This is a genomic window from Kitasatospora sp. NPDC038210, assembly GCF_055600605.1.
The window spans coordinates 55,494-74,898 of the sequence record NZ_JBVJYK010000004.1; the positions used below are offsets into that span (position 1 = coordinate 55,494).

The following is a 19,405-nucleotide window of genomic DNA, read 5'->3' on the forward strand; positions in this document are numbered from 1 at the left end:
GTGCCCGGGCGGCCCGTGACTGACGAGGAGCGGAAGATGTTCTGGCAGTTCATCGTGCTGGTGGCCGCCTCGCTCGGCTTTCCGACGGCCGCACTGCTGTACCTGATCGGCGGCCCGCGCTTCCCGGACGAGCAGCGCGACCGGAGCTGACCTACCCCTTCCAGGCGGGATCGCGGCCGAGCAGCGCCAGCACCCGCTCGAACCGGCCCGTGCCGTCGCCGGGCCGCAGGCCCGGACGGAAGGCCCGTCCCGGCGCCCGCGCCTCCGGGGTGTCCGGGACGGCGTCCGTCACCGCTTCCAGCACCGACAGCAGTTCCCCGTCGCCCTCCACCCGCTCGACCAGCCGGTCCTGCGTGCCGAGCGCGGCGGCGAGGTCCCAGCCGTGCACCAGGGTGTCGAGCAGGTGGAAGCCCACCGCCCGGTCGAGCGGGAAGGGGCCGCCGTCGCGGATCTCGGGCAGCCAGAGCGCCCGGCCCGCCGCGGCCGCGTCCCGGAACGCGGCGGTGAGTTCGGTGCCCGTCCGGCGCACGGTGCCCGCCGGGTCCGGTCCGACCGGGACGGGCGCGAAGAGCGCCGGATCCGGGCCCGCCCCGCGCGCGGCCGCCGCGAAGCCGTGGCGCTGCCCGATCTCGTGCGCCAGCAGGTGGCGCAGCGTCCAGCCGGCGCACGGGGTCGGCAGGTCCAGCTGCTCCGGCCGGACGCCGTCGACCACCCCGGCGGCCAACTCCAGTGAGCGTGCGTGCAGTTCGACGAGCTCGACGATCTCCATGCGGTCGAGGGTACTCATCCGGCTGCGACCTCCAGGCCCGCGGCCAGGAATCCGGCCACCCGGTCGACGACGGTCGGCTCCGCGATGATCCGACGGTGGCCGAGCCCCCGGGTGACCACGAGGTCGAGCCGCTCCCCGTACGCCCTCCGGAGCCGGTGCGCCTGGCCCAGCGGGACGACGTCGTCGTCCTCGTCGTGCACCACCAGGACCGGCAGGTCGACCTCCGCCGCCCGGCGGGCCGCGTCGTAGCGCTCCCAGCCACCGGCGTCCCCGCCGAACAGCTCGCGCTCGATCCGGGCCCGCAGCGCCCCCTCGACCTCCGCGTTCAGACCGAGCCCGGCGCAGAACGCGGCCGGGAAGAAGCCGACCCGGGACACCCCGGCGACGGCCGCCAGCCGGCCCGCCCGCAGGCCGTCGGCCAGTGCCCCGAAGGCGGCGCAGACGCCCAGCGAGTGCGCGACGACGGCCTCGAACGGCCCGTACCGCTCCTGGAGCCGCAACGCCAGCTCGCGGAACTCCGGCACGCCGGTGGTCCGGCCTCCGGAGTCGCCGTGGCCCGGCGCGTCGAAGGAGACGGCACTGAGGCCGAGCTCCTGCAGCCGGGGCACCAGGGGCGCGTACCGGGAGGCCCGGGAGCGCCAGCCGTGCAGCAGCAGGACCGGCCGCTCGCCGCTGCCCCAGCGGTAGCCCACCACCGGCTTGCCGTTCACGGTGAGCCGCTCGGTGACGGCCCGTCGGTGGACCTCCGCCTCCGGGGGTCGCACCCGGCTGCGCCGCAACGGGTGCACGAACAGCTGGTAGGCGGCCCGCCCGGCCGCGCCGGGGGCGATGCGGGCGGCGGGGTTGAGGACGGTGCGGATCAGTGCCTTGGGTGCCTTCGGTGCCATCGGTGCCTGGGCCGGGGCCATCGGGTCTCCCTGTCGTACGGACGGGTGTTCCTGGCGGGGTGGGGCCGTGGTGCTCGTGCTCGCGGCGAGATATTAGCACGACCGTTCGTGCAGTTTTGGGAACAGTTCCACGGCCGCGGACCGGCCCACGCACTACCCTGGGCGACACGCACAGCGACGAGAACGGGGGCGGACGATGGCCCGAACGACCACGGACGGACGGGTCCTGCGCGGCGAGGAGACCCGCCGGGCGGTCCTGCACCGCGCCGTCGGCATCGCCTCCGTCGAAGGCCTCGACGCGCTCTCCATCGGCCGGCTCGCCACCGACCTCGGACTCAGCAAGAGCGGCGTCTTCGCCGGCTTCGGCTCCAAGGAGGAGCTGCAGCTCGCCACCGTCCGCGCCGCCCGCCGGATCTTCGCCGACGCCGTCGTCGCCCCGGTCGCCGACACCCCGCCCGGCCTCCCCCGGGTCCGCGCCCTGTGCGAGGGCTGGCTCGGCTACTCGCGCGCCCGGGTCTTCCCGGGCGGCTGCTTCTTCCACGAGGTCACCGCCGAGTTCGACGCCCGCCCCGGCGCCGTCCGGGACGCCCTGGCCGGCTGCGCCCGGGAGTGGTCCGACACGATCGTCGAGGCCCTCGCCGAAGCCCGCACCGCCGGCACCCTGCGCCCGGACACCGACCTCGGGGACCTCGCCTTCGCCCTGATCGCGGTCCTGGAGGCGGCCAACTCCCAGGCCGTGCTGCACGACGAGACCACCCCGTACGAACGGGCCGGCCGCCTCCTGCTGCGCCTGCTGCGCGCCGCGGCCACCGACCCGGCCGACCCGGCGCTCGCCTAACGCTCCGCCAGCACCCGCTCCAGCTCCGCCGCCTGGGCCAGCAGGCGCTCGTCCCCGCCCTCCGCACCGACCACCTGGAGGCCCAGCGGAAGCCCGCCCGGAGTCCGCCCGGCCGGCAGGCTCAGCGCCGGCCGGCCCAGGAAGCTCCACGGCAGCGACATCACCGCGTCGCCGGTGCCGTGCAGGCCCTCCGGCGCCCCGCCGGTCGCCGAGGGCGCCAGCCACAGGTCCACCCCGGCCTCCGCACCCGCCCCGGCCACCCGCTCGCGCAGCCGCTCCCGGAACCGCAGCCCGGCCGCCCGGTCCTCGGGCGCGACGCCCCGGCCGACCCGGATGCCCGCCACCGTCTCCGGCCGGTAGAGGCCGCCGAACCGGGCGAACCAGTCGGCGTGGCTCCGGGCCATCTCGAAGCGGTTGACCGCCTGCAACCGCCGGCCGACCTCGGCGAAGTCGGGGAACAGCTCGACCCGGCGCACCGTCAGCCCGGCCCGAGCCAGCCGCTCCAGCTGCTCCTCGAAGGCGCGCAGCGCGGCCGGCTCGGCGTGCTCCAGGTACGTCCCGTCCGGCACCCCGAGCACGGGCCCGGCACCGTCCGCCGCCGGCCGCCAGTCGTCGCAGAGCAGCGGGGCCGCCAGCGCCGCGCCCGCCAGGTCGGCGGTGAACACCCCCAGGGTGTCGAGGCTCGGCGCGTTCGGGATCACGCCGTCGACCGGGATCCGCCCGTACGTCGGCCGGAAGCCCACCACCCCGCAGTACGCGGCCGGGCGGATCACCGAGCCGACCGTCTGGGTGCCGACCGCGAGCGGCACCAGCCCCGCCGCGACGGCCGCCGCCGAACCGCTGCTGGAGCCGCCCGGCGTGTGCCCCGGGTGGTGCGGGTTGCGGGTCGGCCCGGGGGCGCTCGCCGCGAACTCGGCGGTCACCGTCTTGCCCGCGACCAGCGCGCCCGCCGCGCGCAGCCGGTCCACCACCGCGGCCTGCGGCCCGGCCAGCACCCCGGGCGGCAGCGCCGACCCGCCGTGCGTGGGCAGCCCGTCCACGTGCACGACGTCCTTGACCCCCACCGCCACGCCGTACAGCGGCGGCCGCCCGGCCGGGTCCGGGTACCGCGCGGCCAGCTCCCCCGCCTGCGCCCGCAGCCGGTCGTGGCGCCCGGGCTCCGGCACGAACGCGTGGATCAGCGGGTCCACCCGCTCGACCAGCGCACAGAAGCGGTCGACGTACTCGGGCAGTTCCGGGCGGCCCGCGCGCAGCCCGGCGGCGTCGCCGGCCAACGACCGCGGCCGGACGAGGGGCTCCTCCATGCCGGGCACCTCCGGACCGGCGGCTACGGGTGCTCGGCCGACAGGTACGGCGCCTCGCGCAGGAAGTACGCCCCGCAGGTGTGGCAGCACAGTTCCGGAGTCTTCCCCCAGTCCACCGCGTCCCGCACCGGCGCCTGCGGATCGAGCTCCCGGCCGCACATCGCCACGCTCTCCTCGCCCCGGACCACGTGCCACAGCCGTACCCCCTCGGCCGCACCGCCGGCGCCGTACTCGGCTCGCATCTGGTGCTTCATGCCCCCCATCGTCCGGCTCGCTCAAACCCCCGGCAACCCGGGAGGAGGACGCCCCGCCGACGCCCGCGGGGGCCCGCGAGCGCGCTCAGGACGCGGCCCGCAGCAGCGCGTCGTCCTGCCACTTGAGGATCTTGTCGAAGCTCACGATGGCCCCCCGCAGGGGGTGGTTGCGGAGCTGCACGTGGTCGGTGAGGGCGTGGATGAGGAAGAGGCCCCGGCCGGATTCGGCGGTGAGGTCGGGGAGGGTGTCGAGGTCGACCGGGCGGAGGGTGGGGGCCGTGGGGCGGCGGGGAAGGACGTGGGTGTCGTACGGGTGGTCGTCGCGGCGGGGGCGGTGGCCGGTGAGGACGCGGGCCGGGACGGTGGCGCGGCCGCGGCGGGAGCGGCGGGGCGCTCGGCCCGTCGCGGCCGGGCGGCCCGGGGCGGCGGCCGGGCGCCGGACCGGCGGGGCCGCGGGGGCGGGCAGGCCGGGCCCGGAGTCGGTGACCTCGATCCGCAGCCGGTCGCCGCTGATCGACGCGGTGACCTGGAAGCCGTCGTCGGGCCGCCCGGTGGCGCCGTGCTCGACCGCGTTGGCGCAGGCCTCGCTGAGGGCGACGCCGAGGTCGTCGGCGATCTGCGGGTCGACGCCCGCCGTCGCCATGGCACCGAGCAGGATGCGCCGGGCCAGCGGCACGCTGGCCGGATCGCGCTTGAGGTGCAGAGTCCACCAGATGTCCACGGGAGGTCCCTCCTGGCTGCGGCTCCACATACAACTAGGTATCTCCGGGCGATTCGGCGGTGAACCGTGCCCGGGGGCCGCTACCGCCCGTTCGGCGGATGGACTGGGGGACGGGGTCTGTGCCGAGCGGCGCACACCCCGTCCTGCACGCCGCCGCCGAAAGGGGCATTCGTAGGGATTTCCCACCCTGCCGGTGTCGGCGGCGTACGCAATGAGAGGATGGCCCGGCCATGACTGCCCTCGCCGCCGCCCCGTCCCCGGGCGCCCCCGGACCGGCCCAGCCGGCGGGGTCCGCCGCCTGGGACCTGCGGCTTGCCCGGGCCGTCCCGTTCGCGCTGGTCTGCACGCTGATAGCGGCCGCCGGGCACGCCCTGGCCGGTGGCGGGAACGTGCCGGTGACCGCGCTGGCGGCGGGTTTCGCCGCGGTGCTGGCGTTCGCCGCGGCCTGCGGCGGCCGGGAGCGTTCGCTGGCGGGCATCGCCGGGGCGCTGGGCGCGGGGCAGCTCGGTCTGCACGTCCTCTTCCACGGCTTCGGCGGCTTCGGCGGCTTCACCGGCCTCACGGGCTCCTCCGCGATGTCGGGCATGCACCACGGCGCCTCCGGCGCGATGACCGTTCCGCAGGTGGCCGGTCGGCTGATCTGCAACGAGGCCCGTCCGGGCACGCTGGTCGGCCTGCCCGGCAACCCGACCCCGGAGCAGCTGGTCTCCTCGGCCGGCCTGGACCCGCACGCGTTCGCCACCGCACCGTGGTGGCAGACCGGCGTGTTCGGGATGACCCCGGCGATGCTGGCCGGGCACCTGGCCGCCGCGCTGGTGGCGGGCTGGTGGCTGCGGCGCGGCGAGGCGGCGCTGTGGCGCCTGCTGCGGGTGGCGGCGACGGCGGCCCGGGAGCACTGGGCGGCGCCGCTGCGGTCGGCGTTCGCGCTGGTGGCCGTGCTGCTGCGCGGTCTGTTCGGCGTGGCCGGCCCGGTCCGCCGGTTCGGGGCCCGGGGCGGCGAGAGCCCGCTCCCGGCGGGTGCCGTGCTGCGGCACAGCGTGGTGCGGCGCGGTCCGCCGTGCGGGGCCTTCGCGTACTGATCCGCGATCCCCGGTGGCCTGCGGGCCGTGCCGGGCGCGGGTGTGCGCACCGTCCGGGCCGTTTCCCGACCACCGGGTCCGGCCCGAGGCTCTGCCCCCACACGTCCCCACGCGCGGCACCACAAGCGCGGCCGAGGCGCGGCCCGGTCCGTCGCCCGGCCCCGGCCTGCCGCCGAACTCCGATCGGAGACCCCGCATCATGCGTTCCCTTCCCGCCCGTCGTCTCGCCGCCGTCGCCCTGACCGCCGCCGCCTCCGTGGTGGCGCTGGCCGGCCCCGCGTTCGCGCACGTCACCGTGAACCCGGGTGCGGCCCCGCAGGGCGGCTACACGGCCGTGGACTTCCGGGTGCCGAACGAGAGCGACACCGCGAGCACGGTGAAGCTGGAGGTCAACCTCCCGCTGGACCACCCGCTGGCCTCGGTCCGGACCCTGCCGATGCCGGGCTGGACGGCCACGATCGAGAAGTCGAAGCTCGACAAGCCGATCAAGGTGCACGGCAACGACGTCAACGAGGCCGTCTCCAAGATCACCTGGACCGCGGACGCCGGCGTCAAGATCGCCCCCGGCCAGTTCCAGGAGTTCCGGGTCTCGCTCGGCCCGCTGCCGACCGACTCGGACAGCCTGGTCTTCAAGGCCCTGCAGAGCTACGACAACGGCGACGTCGTCCGCTGGATCGACGAGAGCAAGGACGGCCAGCCCGAGCCGGCCAAGCCCGCGCCCGTCCTGAAGCTCACCAAGGCCGCCGCCGGCGACGACGCCCACGGCGTCACCGCCTCCCCCGCCCCGGGCGCCCACGGGGACAGCTCGGACCACGCCGCCTCCTCGGACAGCGGCAGCAAGGCCAGTGACTCCACCGCCCGCACCCTCGGGGTGGTCGGCATCGTGGTCGGCGTGATCGGCACCGCCGTCGGCGTGCTCGGCCTGCGTCGCAAGAACGGCGGCTCCGCCTCCTGACCCCCGCGCCGGCGGGGCCGTACCCCCACCACGGGTACGGCCCCGCCGGCGGCCCACCGCGCACGATCGGAACCCGCATGTCCCGCACCGCCCGTCCCGCCCGCACCGCCCGCCTGGCCGGCGCGGCCGCCCTCGCGCTGACCGCCGCCCTGACCCTGTCCGCCTGCGGCTCCTCCGGCGGCGACTCCACCGCCGCGAAGGTCACCCAGCAGAAGGAGAACACCCCGTACCAGGGCACCAAGCTTGCGAAGAACTTCGAGAAGCCGGACCTCCAGCTGACCGACACCTCCGGGCAGCCCTTCGACCTGCGGCAGCAGACCAACGGCAAGGCCACCCTGCTGTTCTTCGGCTACACCAGCTGCCCGGACGTCTGCCCGACCACCATGGGCGACATCGGCGTCGCGATGAAGGCGCTCCCCGCGGAGGACCGGCAGAAGATCAACGTCGTGTTCGTCTCCACCGACCCGCAGCGCGACACCCCCAAGGTGCTGCGCACCTGGCTGGACTCGATGGGCAGCGACTTCATAGGCCTCACCGGTGACCTGGCCAAGGTGAAGACCGCCGCCAAGTCGCTCGGCATCATGATCGAGGACCCGGTGGTCAACGCGGACGGCACGGTCACCTCGACCCACGGCGCGCAGGTGCTGGCCTTCCTCCCCTCGGACGACAAGGCGCACGTGCTCTACATGAGCGGCACCGAGGAGAAGACCTACGAGCACGACCTGGCGCTGCTCGCCAAGGGGGTCGCGGCGTAATGGCGGGCAACGGAACGCACCGCTTCCGGCGGACCGCCCTCACGGGTGCGGTGCTGGCCACCGTCCTGGGCGGCGGCGCCATCCTGGCCGCCTGCGGAACGGGCGGCCAGGGCGACCCGAGCGGTGCCGGCAGCGGGCCGGCCAGGCTCAGCGTCGCCGACTCCTACATCCCGCTGCCCCCGGCCGGCGGCATGGCCGCCGGCTACCTGACCGTCCGCAACGACGGCGGCCGGGACGAGCTGGTCAAGGTGACCAGCCCCGGCGCCGAGTCGGTCACCATGCACCGCTCGACCCCGTCGAGCATGGAGCAGGTCGACAGTCTGGACGTGCCCGCGCACGGCGCGCTGCAGTTCGCGCGCGGCGGCACCCACCTCATGATCATGGGCTGGCAGAAGGCCCCCGCACTCGGCGACGAGCTCGAACTGGACCTCACCTTCGCCAAGTCCGGCACCATTGCGGTGAAGGTGCCGGTCAAGGAGCTCACCTACCGCCCCGGCCAGAGTTAGGGGACCGTCACCATGCAGTCGGCCGGCCTGGAGAAGGCCTCGCACCGCCGGATCGCCGGGGTGCTCGGAATGCTCGGCGCGTTGCTCGCGCTGATGCTCGCGGGCGCCGGACCGGCCTCCGCGCACGCCACCCTGGATTCCACCGACCCCCGGCAGAACTCGGTGGTCGCCACCGCCCCGGCCGAGGTCACGCTGACGTTCAGCGAGTCCGTGTCGCTCTCCTCGGACTCCGTGCGGGTGCTCGACCCGGCCGGCAAGGCCGTGGACACCGGCAACCCCGCGCACGCCGACGGCAAGGGCAACACCGCCCGGGTCGGCCTGAAGGGCGGGCTCGCCAACGGCACGTACACCGTCGCCTGGCGGGCCGTCTCGGAGGACTCGCACCCCGTCGGCGGGGCGTTCACCTTCTCCATCGGCGCGCCCTCGGACACCTCGGTGTCGGCCGGCGCGCTGCAGGGCGCCAAGGCCGACGGCCTGGTCGCCGCCCTGTACGGCACCGGGCGCACCGTCGCGTACGCGGCGTTCGCGCTGCTGGCCGGCGTCGCCGCCTTCGTTCTGATCTGCTGGCCGGCCGGCACCGCCCGGCGCCCGGTGCAGCGGCTGCTGATGACCGGCTGGACGGCGCTGCTGGTCTCCACCGTCGCGGTGCTGATGCTGCGCGGGCCGTACGAGCGCGGCTCGGGGATCGGGCAGGCCTTCGACCTGTCGCTGGTGCGCGCCACCCTGGACGAGCGGATCGGCACCGCACTCGCCGCCCGGCTGCTGCTGCTCGCGGCGGGCGGGGTGTTCCTGTCCCTGCTGGTCGGCCAGCTGGGGCAGCCGCCGCGGCCGCTCCCCGCCGAGCCCGCCGAGGACCGGCGCGCCGACGGCGGGGGCGAGGACGCCGAGGCCGCCGAGCTGCGCGAGCTGGAGCAGCGGGCCGCCGAGCGGCCGCAGCGGGAGGCCCGGCTCGGCCTCGGGGTGGCCGGGCTGGTGCTGGCGGTCGCCCTCGCGGCGACCTGGGTCGGCGCCGACCACGCCTCGGTGGGCATCCAGGTCTGGCTGGCGCTGCCGCTCGGCATCCTGCACCTGATCGCGATGGCGCTCTGGCTGGGCGGGCTGGCCGCACTCCTGGCCGCGCTGCGCGAGGGCGTGGGCGCCGACGTGGTGGACCGCTTCTCCAAGATCGCCTTCGGCTCGGTGGCCGTGCTGGCCGTGACCGGGATCTACCAGTCCTGGCGGGGCCTGGGCAGCTGGAGCGCGCTGACCGGCACCGAGTACGGGCGGCTGCTGCTGGTGAAGAGCGGCTGCGTGGTCGTGATGCTCGGCGTCGCCTGGATCTCGCGCAGCCGGCTGGCCCGGCTGCGGTCGGCCCCGGCCGAGGCGGCGGAGGTCGAGCAGGCCGAGGTGCCGGAGCCGGTCGGCGTCGCGGCGCACAGCGAGGACCCGGTCCGCCGGGCGCAGCTGGACCGCCAGCGGGCCGCCCGGGAGAGCGCCGGGCGCGAGCGCGGGCTGACCCCGAACCGGGCCGGGCTGCGCCGCTCGGTGCTGGTCGAGGCCCTCGTCGCGGTGGCGGTGCTGGTGGTCACCACGATGCTGACCAACTCCCCGCCCGGCCGGGTGGCGGGCGAGATCACGGCCGGGGCCGCCGCTCCGGCCGCCGACGGGGCCGCGGCCGCGCCGCAGACCGAGCCGGGACGCACCGTCGAGCTCAAGCTCCCGTACGACACCAAGGGCCGGACGCCGAACGCCAAGGGCACCGCGACCGTCACCCTCAACCCGGCCCGGACCGGCCCGAACGAGGTGAAGCTCGCGCTGGACGGCGCGGACGGGCAGCCGGTGGACGTCCCCGAGGTGCAGCTGGCCTTCACGCTGCCGGACCGCGACCTCGGCCCGCTGCCGGTGGCGCTCACCCCGGAGGGCACCGGCCGCTGGAGCGGCACCGCGCAGCTGCCGCTGGCGGGCACCTGGGTGGTGTCGGTGCAGGTCCGCTCCTCGGAGATCGACCAGACCACCCCGACCCAGCAGTTCAAGATCGGCTGACGGCGGTGGACGACGTGACGACGACGGAACCGGCCGCGGCCGAACCGGCCCCGGGCGGACGGACGGCGGACGGGCGGGCCCCAGCCGAGCAGGCCCCGGCGGACCGGGCGGGCTTCACCCGGCGCGCCCTGCTCGGCACCGCCGGCGCCGGACTGCTGGTCGGCGCGGGGGCCGGCGTCGCCGGGGCGGTCGCCCTGGACCGGGCCGACCGCACCACCGGCGCGGCGGCCCCGGGCGGCGCGCTCGGCGCCGCCCGGGTGCCGTTCCGCGGCGAGCACCAGGCCGGGATCCTCGAACCGCAGCAGGCCCGGGTCCAGCTGGCCGCCTTCGACCTGGTCGAGGGGGCGGGCCGGGACGGGCTGCGCGCCCTGCTGCAGCGCTGGACGAAGGCCGCCGAGCGGCTGACCGCCGGGGAGCCTGCCGAGGAGTTCGACAACCAGGTCGCGCTGGACGCCGGCCCCTGCTCGCTCACCCTCACGGTCGGCTTCGGCGCCGGGCTCTTCGACAAGGCCGGACTGGCCGACCGCCGCCCGCCCGGGCTCGAACCGCTGCCCGCCTTCCCCGGCGACGCGCTCGACCCGGCCCGCGGCGACGGCGACCTGTTCGTCCAGATCGGCGCCGACGACGCGCTGGTGGCGGTGCACGCCCTCCGGGTGCTGCAGCGGCTGGCGGCCGGGGCGGCGGCGCTGCGCTGGCAGTCGGCCGGCTTCGCCCGCACCCCCGGGGCCGCCGCGCAGCCGGTGACCGGCCGCAACCTGATGGGTCAGGTCGACGGCACCAACAACCCGAAGCCCGGCGAGGACGGCTTCGCCGCCAAGGTGTTCTGCGCCGCCGGCGGCGACCAGCCGGGCTGGCTGGCCGGCGGCTCGTACCTGGTGTTCCGGCGGATCCGGATGCTGCTGGACCACTGGGAGGCGCTCCCGGTGGACCGGCAGGAGCGGGTGATCGGACGCCGCAAGGCGGACGGCGCCCCGCTCGGCACGCCCGCCGGGGCCGGCGAGCACGCCCCGGTCGACCTGTCCGCGCAGGGCCCGGACGGCGCGTTGGCGATCCCCTCCGACGCCCACATCCGGGTCGCCGCGCCGGCGGCCAACGGCGGGGCGGCCATGCTGCGGCGCGGCTTCTCGTACCACGACGGGCTGCTGCCGGACGGCTCGCCGGACGCCGGGCTGCTCTTCGTGGCCTTCCAGGCCGATCCGCGCAAGGGCTTCACCCCGGTGCAGCGCAAGCTCTCCCGGGGCGACGGCCTCTCCCGCTTCCTGCGGCACGAGGCGAGCGGCGTGTACGCGGTGCCCCCGGCCGCGCCGGTCGGCGGCCACCTCGGCCAGCAGCTGCTGGACGGGTAGCGCCCGGCGGCCGCGCGGCCGCTACCACAGGTGGTCCCGGCCCGTGGAACGCTTTCCTGCCGGGGCCGCGGAATCGTTAGGGTGACTGTTTCGGCACCACCCGTCCAGGCAGCACCGAGTTCCCACGGAGGCGTCATGTCGGCCACCCGCTACACCTACCTCGGCCCGGCCGGCACCTTCACCGAGGCGGCCCTGCACACCCTGCCCGAGGCGGCGACCCGCGAGCTGGTGCCGCTGTCCTCGGTGGCGCTGGCGCTGGACGCGGTGCGCTGCGGAGAGGCCGCCGGGGCGTTCGTGCCGATCGAGAACTCGGTGGAGGGCGCGGTCACCGCGACCAACGACGAACTGGCCTCCGGCGCACCGCTGATGATCTACCGGGAGGTGCTGCTGCCGATCGCCTTCGCGCTGCTGGTCCGGCCGGGCACCGAGCTGTCCGGGATCAAGACGGTGACCAGCCACCCGGTGGCCCAGCCGCAGGTGCGCCGCTGGCTGGCGGCCAACCTGCCGGAGGCGACCTGGGAGTCGGCGGCCTCCAACGCGGACGGCGCCCGGCTGGTCGCCGAGGGCCGCTACGACGGGGCCTTCGCGGGCGAGTTCGCGGCGCCGATCTACGGGCTGGACCCGCTGGTCAAGGACATCGCGGACGCCAAGAGCGCCGCCACCCGGTTCGTCCTGGTCGGGCGCCCGGGCCGGGTCTCCTCGCCGACCGGTGCGGACAAGACCTCGATGGTGGTATGGCTGCCGGACGACCACCCGGGCGCGCTGCTGGAGCTGCTGCAGGAGTTCGCGGTGCGCGGGGTCAACCTGATGCGGATCGAGTCCCGGCCGACGGGTGAGGGCCTGGGCAACTACTGCTTCCTGATCGACTGCGAGGGCCACCTCTCGGAACGCCGGGTGGCCGAGGCGATGATGGGGCTCAAGCGGATCTGCCCCCAGGTGCGGTACCTGGGCTCCTACCCGCGCGCCGACCGGCAGGTGTCCACCCACCGGCGGCCGGGGACCTCGGACGAGGATTTCAGCTCGGCGGCGGACTGGCTCTCCCGTGCGCTCGACGGGCGCGGGGACATCTGAGACACCCGAGCGACACCTTCCGTCTTTCCGACCTTTTCCGACCGTTTTGGATCGGTCCGATCAGGCGGGGCGGACGACCGCACCCGTCATCCACAGGCCGGTCCGACGACGGCGGCCGCTGTCCACAGGCCTCCCCGCTGTCCACAGCCGGAAGTTATCCACAGGTCTGGGGACGAGTCGACAAACCGGTATAGCCATTACCCAGAACCGGTCGGACCATCGGTTTGCGTCGCAGAGATGACTAATCGGACCAGAGTCACCCGGTTGCCAGCAAATCACCCGTCTGAGTGCTTCAATTCCCTCACTCGGGAAGGTCCAATGAGGTTTGAAACCTCAATTCGCTGGTTCGATCGCGCGGAGGGTGACCCTCCCCTTCGATCCACAGCCCCTACCCCCAGCCTGTGGATAACCCGCCCCGGGAGAGTTCCCCACAGAAGTTATCCACAGGTTCGGGGCGGTTATCCCCAGGGGAAAACCGGTACCGGTGGAGGAACTCCCGCCCGGTACGCTTGGGCCTGTGATTGACCTTCGCCTGCTCCGTGAGGACCCTGACCGAGTGCGCGCCTCGCAGCGCGTCCGTGGCGAGGACGTCGACCTGGTCGACGCCCTCCTCTCCGCCGACGAACGGCGCCGGTCCTCGGGCAGCCGCTTCGACGAACTGCGCAGCGAGCAGCGGGTGCTCGGCAAGCAGGTCGCCCAGGCCAAGGGCGACGAGAAGACCGCCCTGCTCCAGCGCACCAAGGACCTGGCCGCCGAGGTCAAGGCCGCCGACGCCGAACAGGGCGCCGCCAAGGAGGAGGCCGATCGCCTGCTCCGCTCGCTGGCGAACCTCATCGACCCGGCCGCCCCGGTCGGCGGCGAGGAGGACTTCGTCACCCTCGAAGAGATCGGCACCCCGCGCGACTTCGCCGCCGAGGGCTTCGAGCCGCGTGACCACGTCGAGCTCGGCCAGATCCTCGGCGCGATCGACACCGAGCGCGGCGCCAAGGTCGCCGGTGCCCGCTCCTACTACCTGACCGGCGTCGGCGCGCTGCTGGAGCTCGCCCTGGTCAACATGGCGATCGCCCAGGCCACCGCGGCCGGCTTCACCCCGATGATCACCCCGACCCTGGTCCGCCCGGCCGCCATGGACGGCACCGGGTTCCTCGGCCAGGCCGCCGAGAACGTGTACCACCTCGCCGAGGACGACCGGTACCTGGTCGGCACCAGCGAGGTCCCGCTCGCGGCGTACCACATGGACGAGATCCTCGACGCCGACAAGCTGCCGCTGCGCTACGCCGGCTACTCGTCCTGCTTCCGCCGCGAAGCCGGCACGTACGGCAAGGACACCCGCGGCATCATCCGCGTCCACCAGTTCGAGAAGGTGGAGATGTTCGTCTACACCACGCCCGAGGACGCCGAGAACGAGCACCGCCGCCTCCTCCAGTGGGAGAAGGACTTCCTCAACGCGCTGGAGCTGCCGTACCGGGTCATCGACGTCGCCTCCGGCGACCTCGGCGCCTCGGCCGCGCGCAAGTTCGACATCGAGGCCTGGATCCCCACCCAGGGCAAGTACCGCGAGGTCACCTCGACCTCCAACACCACCGAGTACCAGGCCCGCCGCCTGTCGATCCGGATGCGCGAGGAGGGCAAGACCCGCCCGCTCGCCACCCTGAACGGCACCCTGGTCGCGATCCCGCGCACCATCGTGGCGATCCTGGAGAACCACCAGCAGGCCGACGGCTCCGTCGTCGTCCCCGAGGCACTGCGCCCGTTCCTCGGCGGACGGACCGTCCTCCAGCCGGTCAAGTAGACCGGCCCCCGGGCTCCACTCGCGGGGAGCCGCCGCACCACCCGCACCACCCGCTCCACCCGCAACTCCCGGGAGACGACCGGCCCATGAGCACCACCAGCCCCAGCCCCGTCTCCCCGGAGGACACCCGCGACGGTGGCGACCTGCCCTACCGGCTGGTCGCCACCGACCTCGACGGCACCCTGCTGACCAGCGAGGAGACCGTCTCCGAGCGCACCCGCGCCGCCCTGGCCACGGCCACCGGCGCGGGCGCGCTGCACATCATCGTCACCGGCCGCTCGGCAGTCTGGGCCCGCCCGGTCTTCGACGAGATCGGCTACACCGGGATAGCCGTCTGCGGCCAGGGCGCCCAGGTCTACGACGCCGGCGCGCACAAGCTGCTCACCTCGCTCACCCTGGACCGCCGGCTCGCCGCGCTCGCCGTCGAGAAGATCGAGGCCGAGACCGGCCCGCTCGCCGTCGCCGCCAACCAGGACGGCCTCGACGGCCAGGTCCTGGCCGGCCCCGGCTACGAACTGCTCATCGGCTCCGACCTGCCCGTCGTCCGGGTCGACCGCGGCGGACTCCTCGCCTCCCCGGTCAGCAAGCTCTACATCCAGCACCACGCGCTGACCGACGACGCCCTCGCCGAAGCCGCGCGCCGCGCCGCCGGAGACCTCGTCGGCGTCGTGATGGCCGGGCCCGGAGTCGTCGAACTGCTCCCGCTCGGCCTCTCCAAGGCCACCGGGCTGGCCGTCGCCGCCCGCCGCCTCGGCCTGCGCGCCGCCGACACCATCGCCTTCGGCGACATGCCCAACGACGTTCCGATGTTCGGCTGGGCCGCCCACGGCGTCGCCATGGCCAACGCCCACGAGGAACTCCTCGCCGTCGCCGACACCGTCACCGCCGGAAACGACGAGGACGGCGTCGCGGTCGTCCTGGAGCGCCTCTACCCGCCCCGCTGACCGGGCCTGGCGGCCCGGGGAACCGGGGTGGGGAACCGGGGCGCGAGGCACGTTCGCGTCGGTGGTCTTCCGCTGCGCGCAGTTCCCCGCACCCCTTTCGGGGCGGGGAACTCGGGTTGGTCGCAGCGGGTGGTGGCGTCGGGCCCGCGGTCCGACGGGTCGGTGGTCGGGCGTTCACGGAGTGTTCTTTCGTCGGTTGTAGGATGACCGGGCAAGTAGTTGTAGGATGACCTACGACTGGTGTGGACGTGTGCGAGGGAGGGAGTCCGGAATGAGCGGCGAGGGCAACGGCCTGCAGGCGGCCGGGCGGCGATCCCTGGTGGACACCGCGATCGACCAGCTGCGGGAGCAGCTGGCCGGCGGGGTCTGGCCGGTGGGGTCGCGGATCCCCACCGAGCACGAGCTGGCCGAGCAGATGCAGGTCGGGCGGAACACCGTGCGGGAGGCCATCCGGGTGCTGGTGCACGCCGGGATGCTGGTCTCCCGCCAGGGCGAGGGGACGTTCGTCCGCTCGACCAGCGACCCGGCCTCCGTCCTGCGCGGCGTCCAGCGTTCGGGCATCCGGGACGTCCTGGAGGTCCGCGCGGCGCTGGAGACCGAGGGCGCCCGGCTGGCCGCGCTGCGGCACACCCCCGAGGACGTCCGGCGGATGCGGGCCGCGCTGGCCCGCGAGGCCGAGGTGTTCGCGGCGCACCCCGAGCGGGCGAGCCGTGAGGCCACCGTCGAGCACGACCTGGAGTTCCACACCGCGGTCGTCGAGGCCGCGCACAACCCCGCGCTGACCGAGGTCTACCGCTACTTCGGCGCCTCCGTCCGTGAGGCGATGACCTCCGCCTTCGGCGACCACGACATGCCCGAGGCGGTCGTGGCCACCCACGAGGCGCTGGTCGACGCGATCGAGAGCGGTGACCCGGACCGGGCCGAGGCTGCGTGTCGTTCGCTGCTCGCCGGCCCGACCGCGGCCGTCGAGCAGCTGCTCGCGGCCATCGCGGCCCGGAAGTAGGACGGCGCGAGCCTCCGCCTTCCCGCCCGCACCCACGCACATTCAGGAAAGAACAGCACACCCATGGCCGTCACCCGTGCCCGGCAGCCGGTTGTCACCACCCCTGCCCCGCTCCCCGTCCGCTCCCGGCTGGCCCATCCGGTCCTGCTGCTGACCGGCATCGTGCTGGTCGCGCTGAACATGCGCGCCTGCCTGGCCGCGATCTCCCCGATGGTCAACGAGATCCAGCGGACCCTCGGTCTCTCCGCGACCGCGAGCGGCCTGATCACGACCGTGCCGGTGCTGTTCCAGGGCGTCGGCGCCCCGCTCACCCCCCGGCTGACCCGCCGGTTCGGCGCCGAGCGGGTGGTGCTGGGCGCGGTGCTGGTGCTGGGCGCGGGCGTGCTGCTGCGGGTGCTGCCGTCGGTGACGGCGCTGTACGCCGGCTGCGTGGTGATCGGCGTGGCCATCGCGGTGCTGAACGTGTCGATGCCGGGCCTGGTCAAGCGGGAGTTCCCGGACCGCGCGGCCACCATGACCGGCGTCTACTCGACCACCATGCTGGTCGGGGCGACTCTCGCGGCCGGCACCTCCGTCCCGCTGGAGCACGCGCTCGGCGGCGGCTGGCGGGCCTCGCTCGGCGCGTGGTCGCTGCTCGCGCTGGTCGCGGCGGTGGCGTGGCTGCCGCAGGTGTTGCGCAGCCGTCAGGAGCGGGGCGCGGCGGCTGCGCCGACGGCGCCGAGCAAGCCGGTAGAGGGCATCTGGAAGTCCCCGCTGGCCTGGCAGATCAGCCTCTTCATGGGCATCTCGTCGCTGCTGGTCTACACCCTGGTGGCCTGGATGCCGACCATCCTGGCCGACCACGGCATGGACCGCGGCCAGGCCGGCCTGGTCTTCGCCTTCTCCAACCTGGTGCAGGTGGCCGGCGCCTTCCTGGTGCCGCTGATGGCCGGCCGGATGACCAGCCAGCGCGCCCTGGCAGTGACGATGGCGGCCCTGAACGGGCTGGGCATCGCGATGCTGCTGGTCGCGCCGGTGTCCGCGGCGTGGGTGTCGGCGACCGTCCTCGGCGTGGCCCAGGGCGGCTCGCTGGGCCTGGGCCTGGCGTTCATCGTGCTGCGCACCGGCAGCGCGGCCGGTGCCGCCCAGCTGGGCGGGATGTCGCAGGCGATCGGTTACCTGGTCGCGGCGGCCGGCCCGGTCGGCGCCGGTGCGCTGCACCAGCTCACCGGCGGCTGGGAGACCACCCTGGCGCTGATGCTGGTGCTGGTCGTGGTGGTCGGCGCGGCCGGCTGGGGCGCGGGCCGCAACCGTACGCTCTGAGCCTCCCGGGACCTCCGTACGGCGCTTCGACGGCGCTCCGGCCCGCTGGACTGCGGGCCGGAGCGCCGTTCGGCTTCCTGCCGGACGCTCCGTCGGTGCGCCGCTCAGTCGGCACGCGGCTCCGTCGGCACGCAGCTCCGTCGGTGCGCCGCTCAGTCGGTGCGCGGCTCAGTCCTCGCCGGCCAGGGTCAGCCCGGCCAGCTTCACCGAGGCCAGCACCGTCGCCCCGACGGTGACCGCCAGCAGCAGCGGGACGGCCGCCCCGAGCGAGACGTCGGCGCCGATCGCGGTGTCCCCGGCGACGGCCTCGGCCACCGCCCGGCCCCACTGCTGGACGCTCAGCGTCCGGGCGCCCTCGACGAAGTTGCCGACCACCGACTCCCAGATCAGTGCGTAGCCGAGCCCGGCCACCACGGCGTGCCGGGTGACCACGCCGAGCAGCAGGAACAGCGCGCTGTACGCGGCCCCGGCGACCATGACCGCCACGGTGTAGCCGAGCACCGTGTTGTCCCGGTTGCCGTACAGGATCAGCCCGGACAGCATCGTCGGGACGACCGAGAACAGCCAGGTGACGCCGATCGCGACGGCCAGCTTGGTGGTGATGATCCGCCAGCGCGGGAGCGGCTTGGCGAGCAGGTAGACGATCGAGCCGTCGTCGATCTCGGTGGCGATGGCGCCGGTGCCGACCACCAGGCCGAGGATCGGGACCAGGGTGCCGAGGCCGAGCTGGCCGAGGATCTTGACGGTCAGGCCGTGCGCGTCGGCGGTAGACCCGCTCGCGACGGCGGAGACGAGCAGCAGCAGCGCGGGGACCACCAGCAGCAGGAGGCCGCGGCGGCGGCCCAGCAGCCCGCGCAGGGTGAGCCTGGCGACGGTGGGGTTCATGGTCGGTCGGCCCCTTCCTGGGCAGCAACGGTCACGGCGGCGGTCATGCGGAGACCAGGTACGAGAAGACGCTCTCCAGCGACTCGTCGGCAGGGGAGACGGTGTACAGCCGGATGCCGGCTTCCCGGGCGACCTTGGGGAGCAGGGTGGTGAAGCCCTGGAAGTTGACCGCCTCGATCCGCAGCGCCCGCTCGCGCTCGTCCACCTCGATGCCGGTGGTGGAGCCGTCGGCGATCAGCGCGGCGGCGAGCCGGCGGTCGTCGCTGGAGCGGACCAGGTAGCGGTGGGGGCGGTCGGTCATCAGCCGGCGGATCCTGCGGAAGTCGCCCGAGGCCGCGTGCCGCCCGGCCACCACGACCTCGATGTGCCGGGCGAGTTGCTCGACCTCCTCCAGGATGTGCGAGGAGAACAGCACCGTGCGGCCGTCCGCGCCGAAGCGGCGCAGCAGCTCCATCAGCTGGAGCCGCTGGCGCGGGTCCATGCCGTTGAAGGGCTCGTCCAGCAGCAGCACGGACGGGTCGTGGACCAGCGCGGAGGCCATCTTGACCCGCTGCTTCATGCCCTTGGAGTACGTCCCGGTGCGGCGGTCCTTGGCGTGGGCCATCTCCACCAGGTCCAGGGCCCGGCGGGCGGCGGCGCCCGGCTGGGGCAGGCCGTGGAGTTCGGCGTTGGCGAGGACGAACTCCCAGCCGGTCAGGTAGTCGTACATCGACTCCCGTTCGGGGACCAGGCCGATCTGCCGGTACACCTGCTGGTTGCGCCAGATCGGCGCGCCGTCCAGGGTGACCGAGCCGCTCGACGGGGCGAGGAAGCCGCTCATCATGTGGATGAGGGTGGACTTGCCCGCGCCGTTGGGGCCGAGCAGGCCGGTGATGCCGGGGCCGACGGCCATCGTGATGTCGTTGACCGCGACCACGTTCCCGAACCAGCGGGACACCTTGTCGATGCTGATGGTGGCCATGCCGCCCTCTC

The 19,405-nt window shown here is 74.8% G+C and carries 19 protein-coding genes; 12 read left to right on the forward strand and 7 right to left on the reverse strand.

The genetic code is table 11. From position 1 onward, the window contains the following. Positions 1-151: 151 nt before the first annotated feature. On the reverse strand, positions 152-769 hold the full coding sequence (locus ACZ7KX_RS09390; RefSeq protein WP_470325968.1) for a TIGR03086 family metal-binding protein: 618 nt from the start codon (positions 767-769) through the stop codon (positions 152-154). 14 nt (positions 770-783) lie between these two features. Further along, positions 784-1,677: an alpha/beta hydrolase gene (locus ACZ7KX_RS09395; protein ID WP_470325969.1), complete on the reverse strand. Its 894-nt coding sequence runs from the start codon at positions 1,675-1,677 to the stop codon at positions 784-786. Positions 1,678-1,852: 175 nt separating this feature from the next. Between ACZ7KX_RS09395 and ACZ7KX_RS09400 the strand changes: the two genes are divergently transcribed. Beyond that, on the forward strand, positions 1,853-2,494 hold the full coding sequence (locus ACZ7KX_RS09400) for a TetR/AcrR family transcriptional regulator (protein ID WP_470325970.1): 642 nt from the start codon (positions 1,853-1,855) through the stop codon (positions 2,492-2,494). Here the strand turns inward: ACZ7KX_RS09400 and ACZ7KX_RS09405 are convergent. The 3 genes from ACZ7KX_RS09405 to ACZ7KX_RS09415 all read right to left on the reverse strand — a co-directional run bounded on the left by ACZ7KX_RS09405 (position 2,491) and on the right by ACZ7KX_RS09415 (position 4,773). Further along, on the reverse strand, positions 2,491-3,798 hold the full coding sequence (locus tag ACZ7KX_RS09405) for an amidase (protein WP_470325971.1): 1,308 nt from the start codon (positions 3,796-3,798) through the stop codon (positions 2,491-2,493). The genes ACZ7KX_RS09400 and ACZ7KX_RS09405 overlap by 4 nt on opposite strands. Before the next feature lie 23 nt (positions 3,799-3,821). After that, a complete protein-coding gene (locus tag ACZ7KX_RS09410; RefSeq protein ID WP_350523729.1) occupies positions 3,822-4,052 on the reverse strand; it encodes a hypothetical protein in 231 nt (76 codons plus the stop codon). An 85-nt stretch (positions 4,053-4,137) separates the two neighbouring features. Continuing rightward, positions 4,138-4,773: an ATP-binding protein gene (locus tag ACZ7KX_RS09415; protein ID WP_470325972.1), complete on the reverse strand. Its 636-nt coding sequence runs from the start codon at positions 4,771-4,773 to the stop codon at positions 4,138-4,140. Between the two features lie 230 nt (positions 4,774-5,003). Between ACZ7KX_RS09415 and ACZ7KX_RS09420 the strand changes: the two genes are divergently transcribed. From ACZ7KX_RS09420 to ACZ7KX_RS09470, 11 genes are all read left to right on the forward strand, one after another. Further along, a complete protein-coding gene (locus ACZ7KX_RS09420; protein WP_470325973.1) occupies positions 5,004-5,852 on the forward strand; it encodes a hypothetical protein in 849 nt (282 codons plus the stop codon). Between the two features lie 199 nt (positions 5,853-6,051). Next, positions 6,052-6,807 (forward strand): YcnI family copper-binding membrane protein, encoded by a 756-nt coding sequence (locus tag ACZ7KX_RS09425; RefSeq protein ID WP_470325974.1) that lies wholly within the window; start codon positions 6,052-6,054, stop codon positions 6,805-6,807. Between the two features lie 77 nt (positions 6,808-6,884). Beyond that, positions 6,885-7,562 carry an SCO family protein gene (locus ACZ7KX_RS09430; protein ID WP_396551147.1) on the forward strand — a complete coding sequence of 226 codons (678 nt, stop codon included), beginning with the start codon at positions 6,885-6,887 and terminating at the stop codon, positions 7,560-7,562. After that, on the forward strand, positions 7,562-8,068 hold the full coding sequence (locus ACZ7KX_RS09435) for a copper chaperone PCu(A)C (RefSeq protein ID WP_470325975.1): 507 nt from the start codon (positions 7,562-7,564) through the stop codon (positions 8,066-8,068). The genes ACZ7KX_RS09430 and ACZ7KX_RS09435 overlap by 1 nt, the downstream gene beginning before the upstream one ends. 12 nt (positions 8,069-8,080) lie before the next feature. Beyond that, positions 8,081-10,090, forward strand: a complete 2,010-nt coding sequence (locus ACZ7KX_RS09440) for a copper resistance CopC/CopD family protein (protein WP_470325976.1) — start codon at positions 8,081-8,083, stop codon at positions 10,088-10,090. 14 nt (positions 10,091-10,104) lie between these two features. Next, a complete protein-coding gene (efeB, locus tag ACZ7KX_RS09445; protein WP_470325977.1) occupies positions 10,105-11,436 on the forward strand; it encodes an iron uptake transporter deferrochelatase/peroxidase subunit in 1,332 nt (443 codons plus the stop codon). Between the two features lie 135 nt (positions 11,437-11,571). Further along, the gene (pheA, locus tag ACZ7KX_RS09450; protein ID WP_470325978.1) at positions 11,572-12,507 is read left to right on the forward strand and encodes a prephenate dehydratase; all 936 of its coding nucleotides are present in this window, start codon (positions 11,572-11,574) and stop codon (positions 12,505-12,507) included. 517 nt (positions 12,508-13,024) lie between these two features. Then, entirely contained in the window at positions 13,025-14,299 is a 1,275-nt protein-coding gene (gene serS, locus ACZ7KX_RS09455) for a serine--tRNA ligase (protein WP_470325979.1), read from the forward strand. Positions 14,300-14,385: 86 nt separating this feature from the next. Further along, positions 14,386-15,243 (forward strand): HAD family hydrolase, encoded by an 858-nt coding sequence (locus ACZ7KX_RS09460; RefSeq protein WP_470325980.1) that lies wholly within the window; start codon positions 14,386-14,388, stop codon positions 15,241-15,243. A gap of 271 nt (positions 15,244-15,514) precedes the next feature. Beyond that, the gene (locus tag ACZ7KX_RS09465; protein WP_350523718.1) at positions 15,515-16,246 is read left to right on the forward strand and encodes a FadR/GntR family transcriptional regulator; all 732 of its coding nucleotides are present in this window, start codon (positions 15,515-15,517) and stop codon (positions 16,244-16,246) included. 63 nt (positions 16,247-16,309) lie between these two features. Further along, complete coding sequence (locus ACZ7KX_RS09470; RefSeq protein WP_470325981.1) at positions 16,310-17,548, forward strand: CynX/NimT family MFS transporter; 1,239 nt, start codon at positions 16,310-16,312, stop codon at positions 17,546-17,548. Between the two features lie 168 nt (positions 17,549-17,716). On the opposite strand, the gene ACZ7KX_RS09475 is transcribed toward ACZ7KX_RS09470, so the two are convergent. Both ACZ7KX_RS09475 and ACZ7KX_RS09480 read right to left on the reverse strand, forming a co-directional pair. After that, positions 17,717-18,433 (reverse strand): ABC transporter permease, encoded by a 717-nt coding sequence (locus ACZ7KX_RS09475; RefSeq protein ID WP_470325982.1) that lies wholly within the window; start codon positions 18,431-18,433, stop codon positions 17,717-17,719. A gap of 43 nt (positions 18,434-18,476) precedes the next feature. Next, positions 18,477-19,394, reverse strand: coding sequence for an ABC transporter ATP-binding protein (locus tag ACZ7KX_RS09480; RefSeq protein WP_470325983.1), 918 nt, complete (start codon positions 19,392-19,394; stop codon positions 18,477-18,479). Between the last annotated feature and the right edge of the window lie 11 nt (positions 19,395-19,405).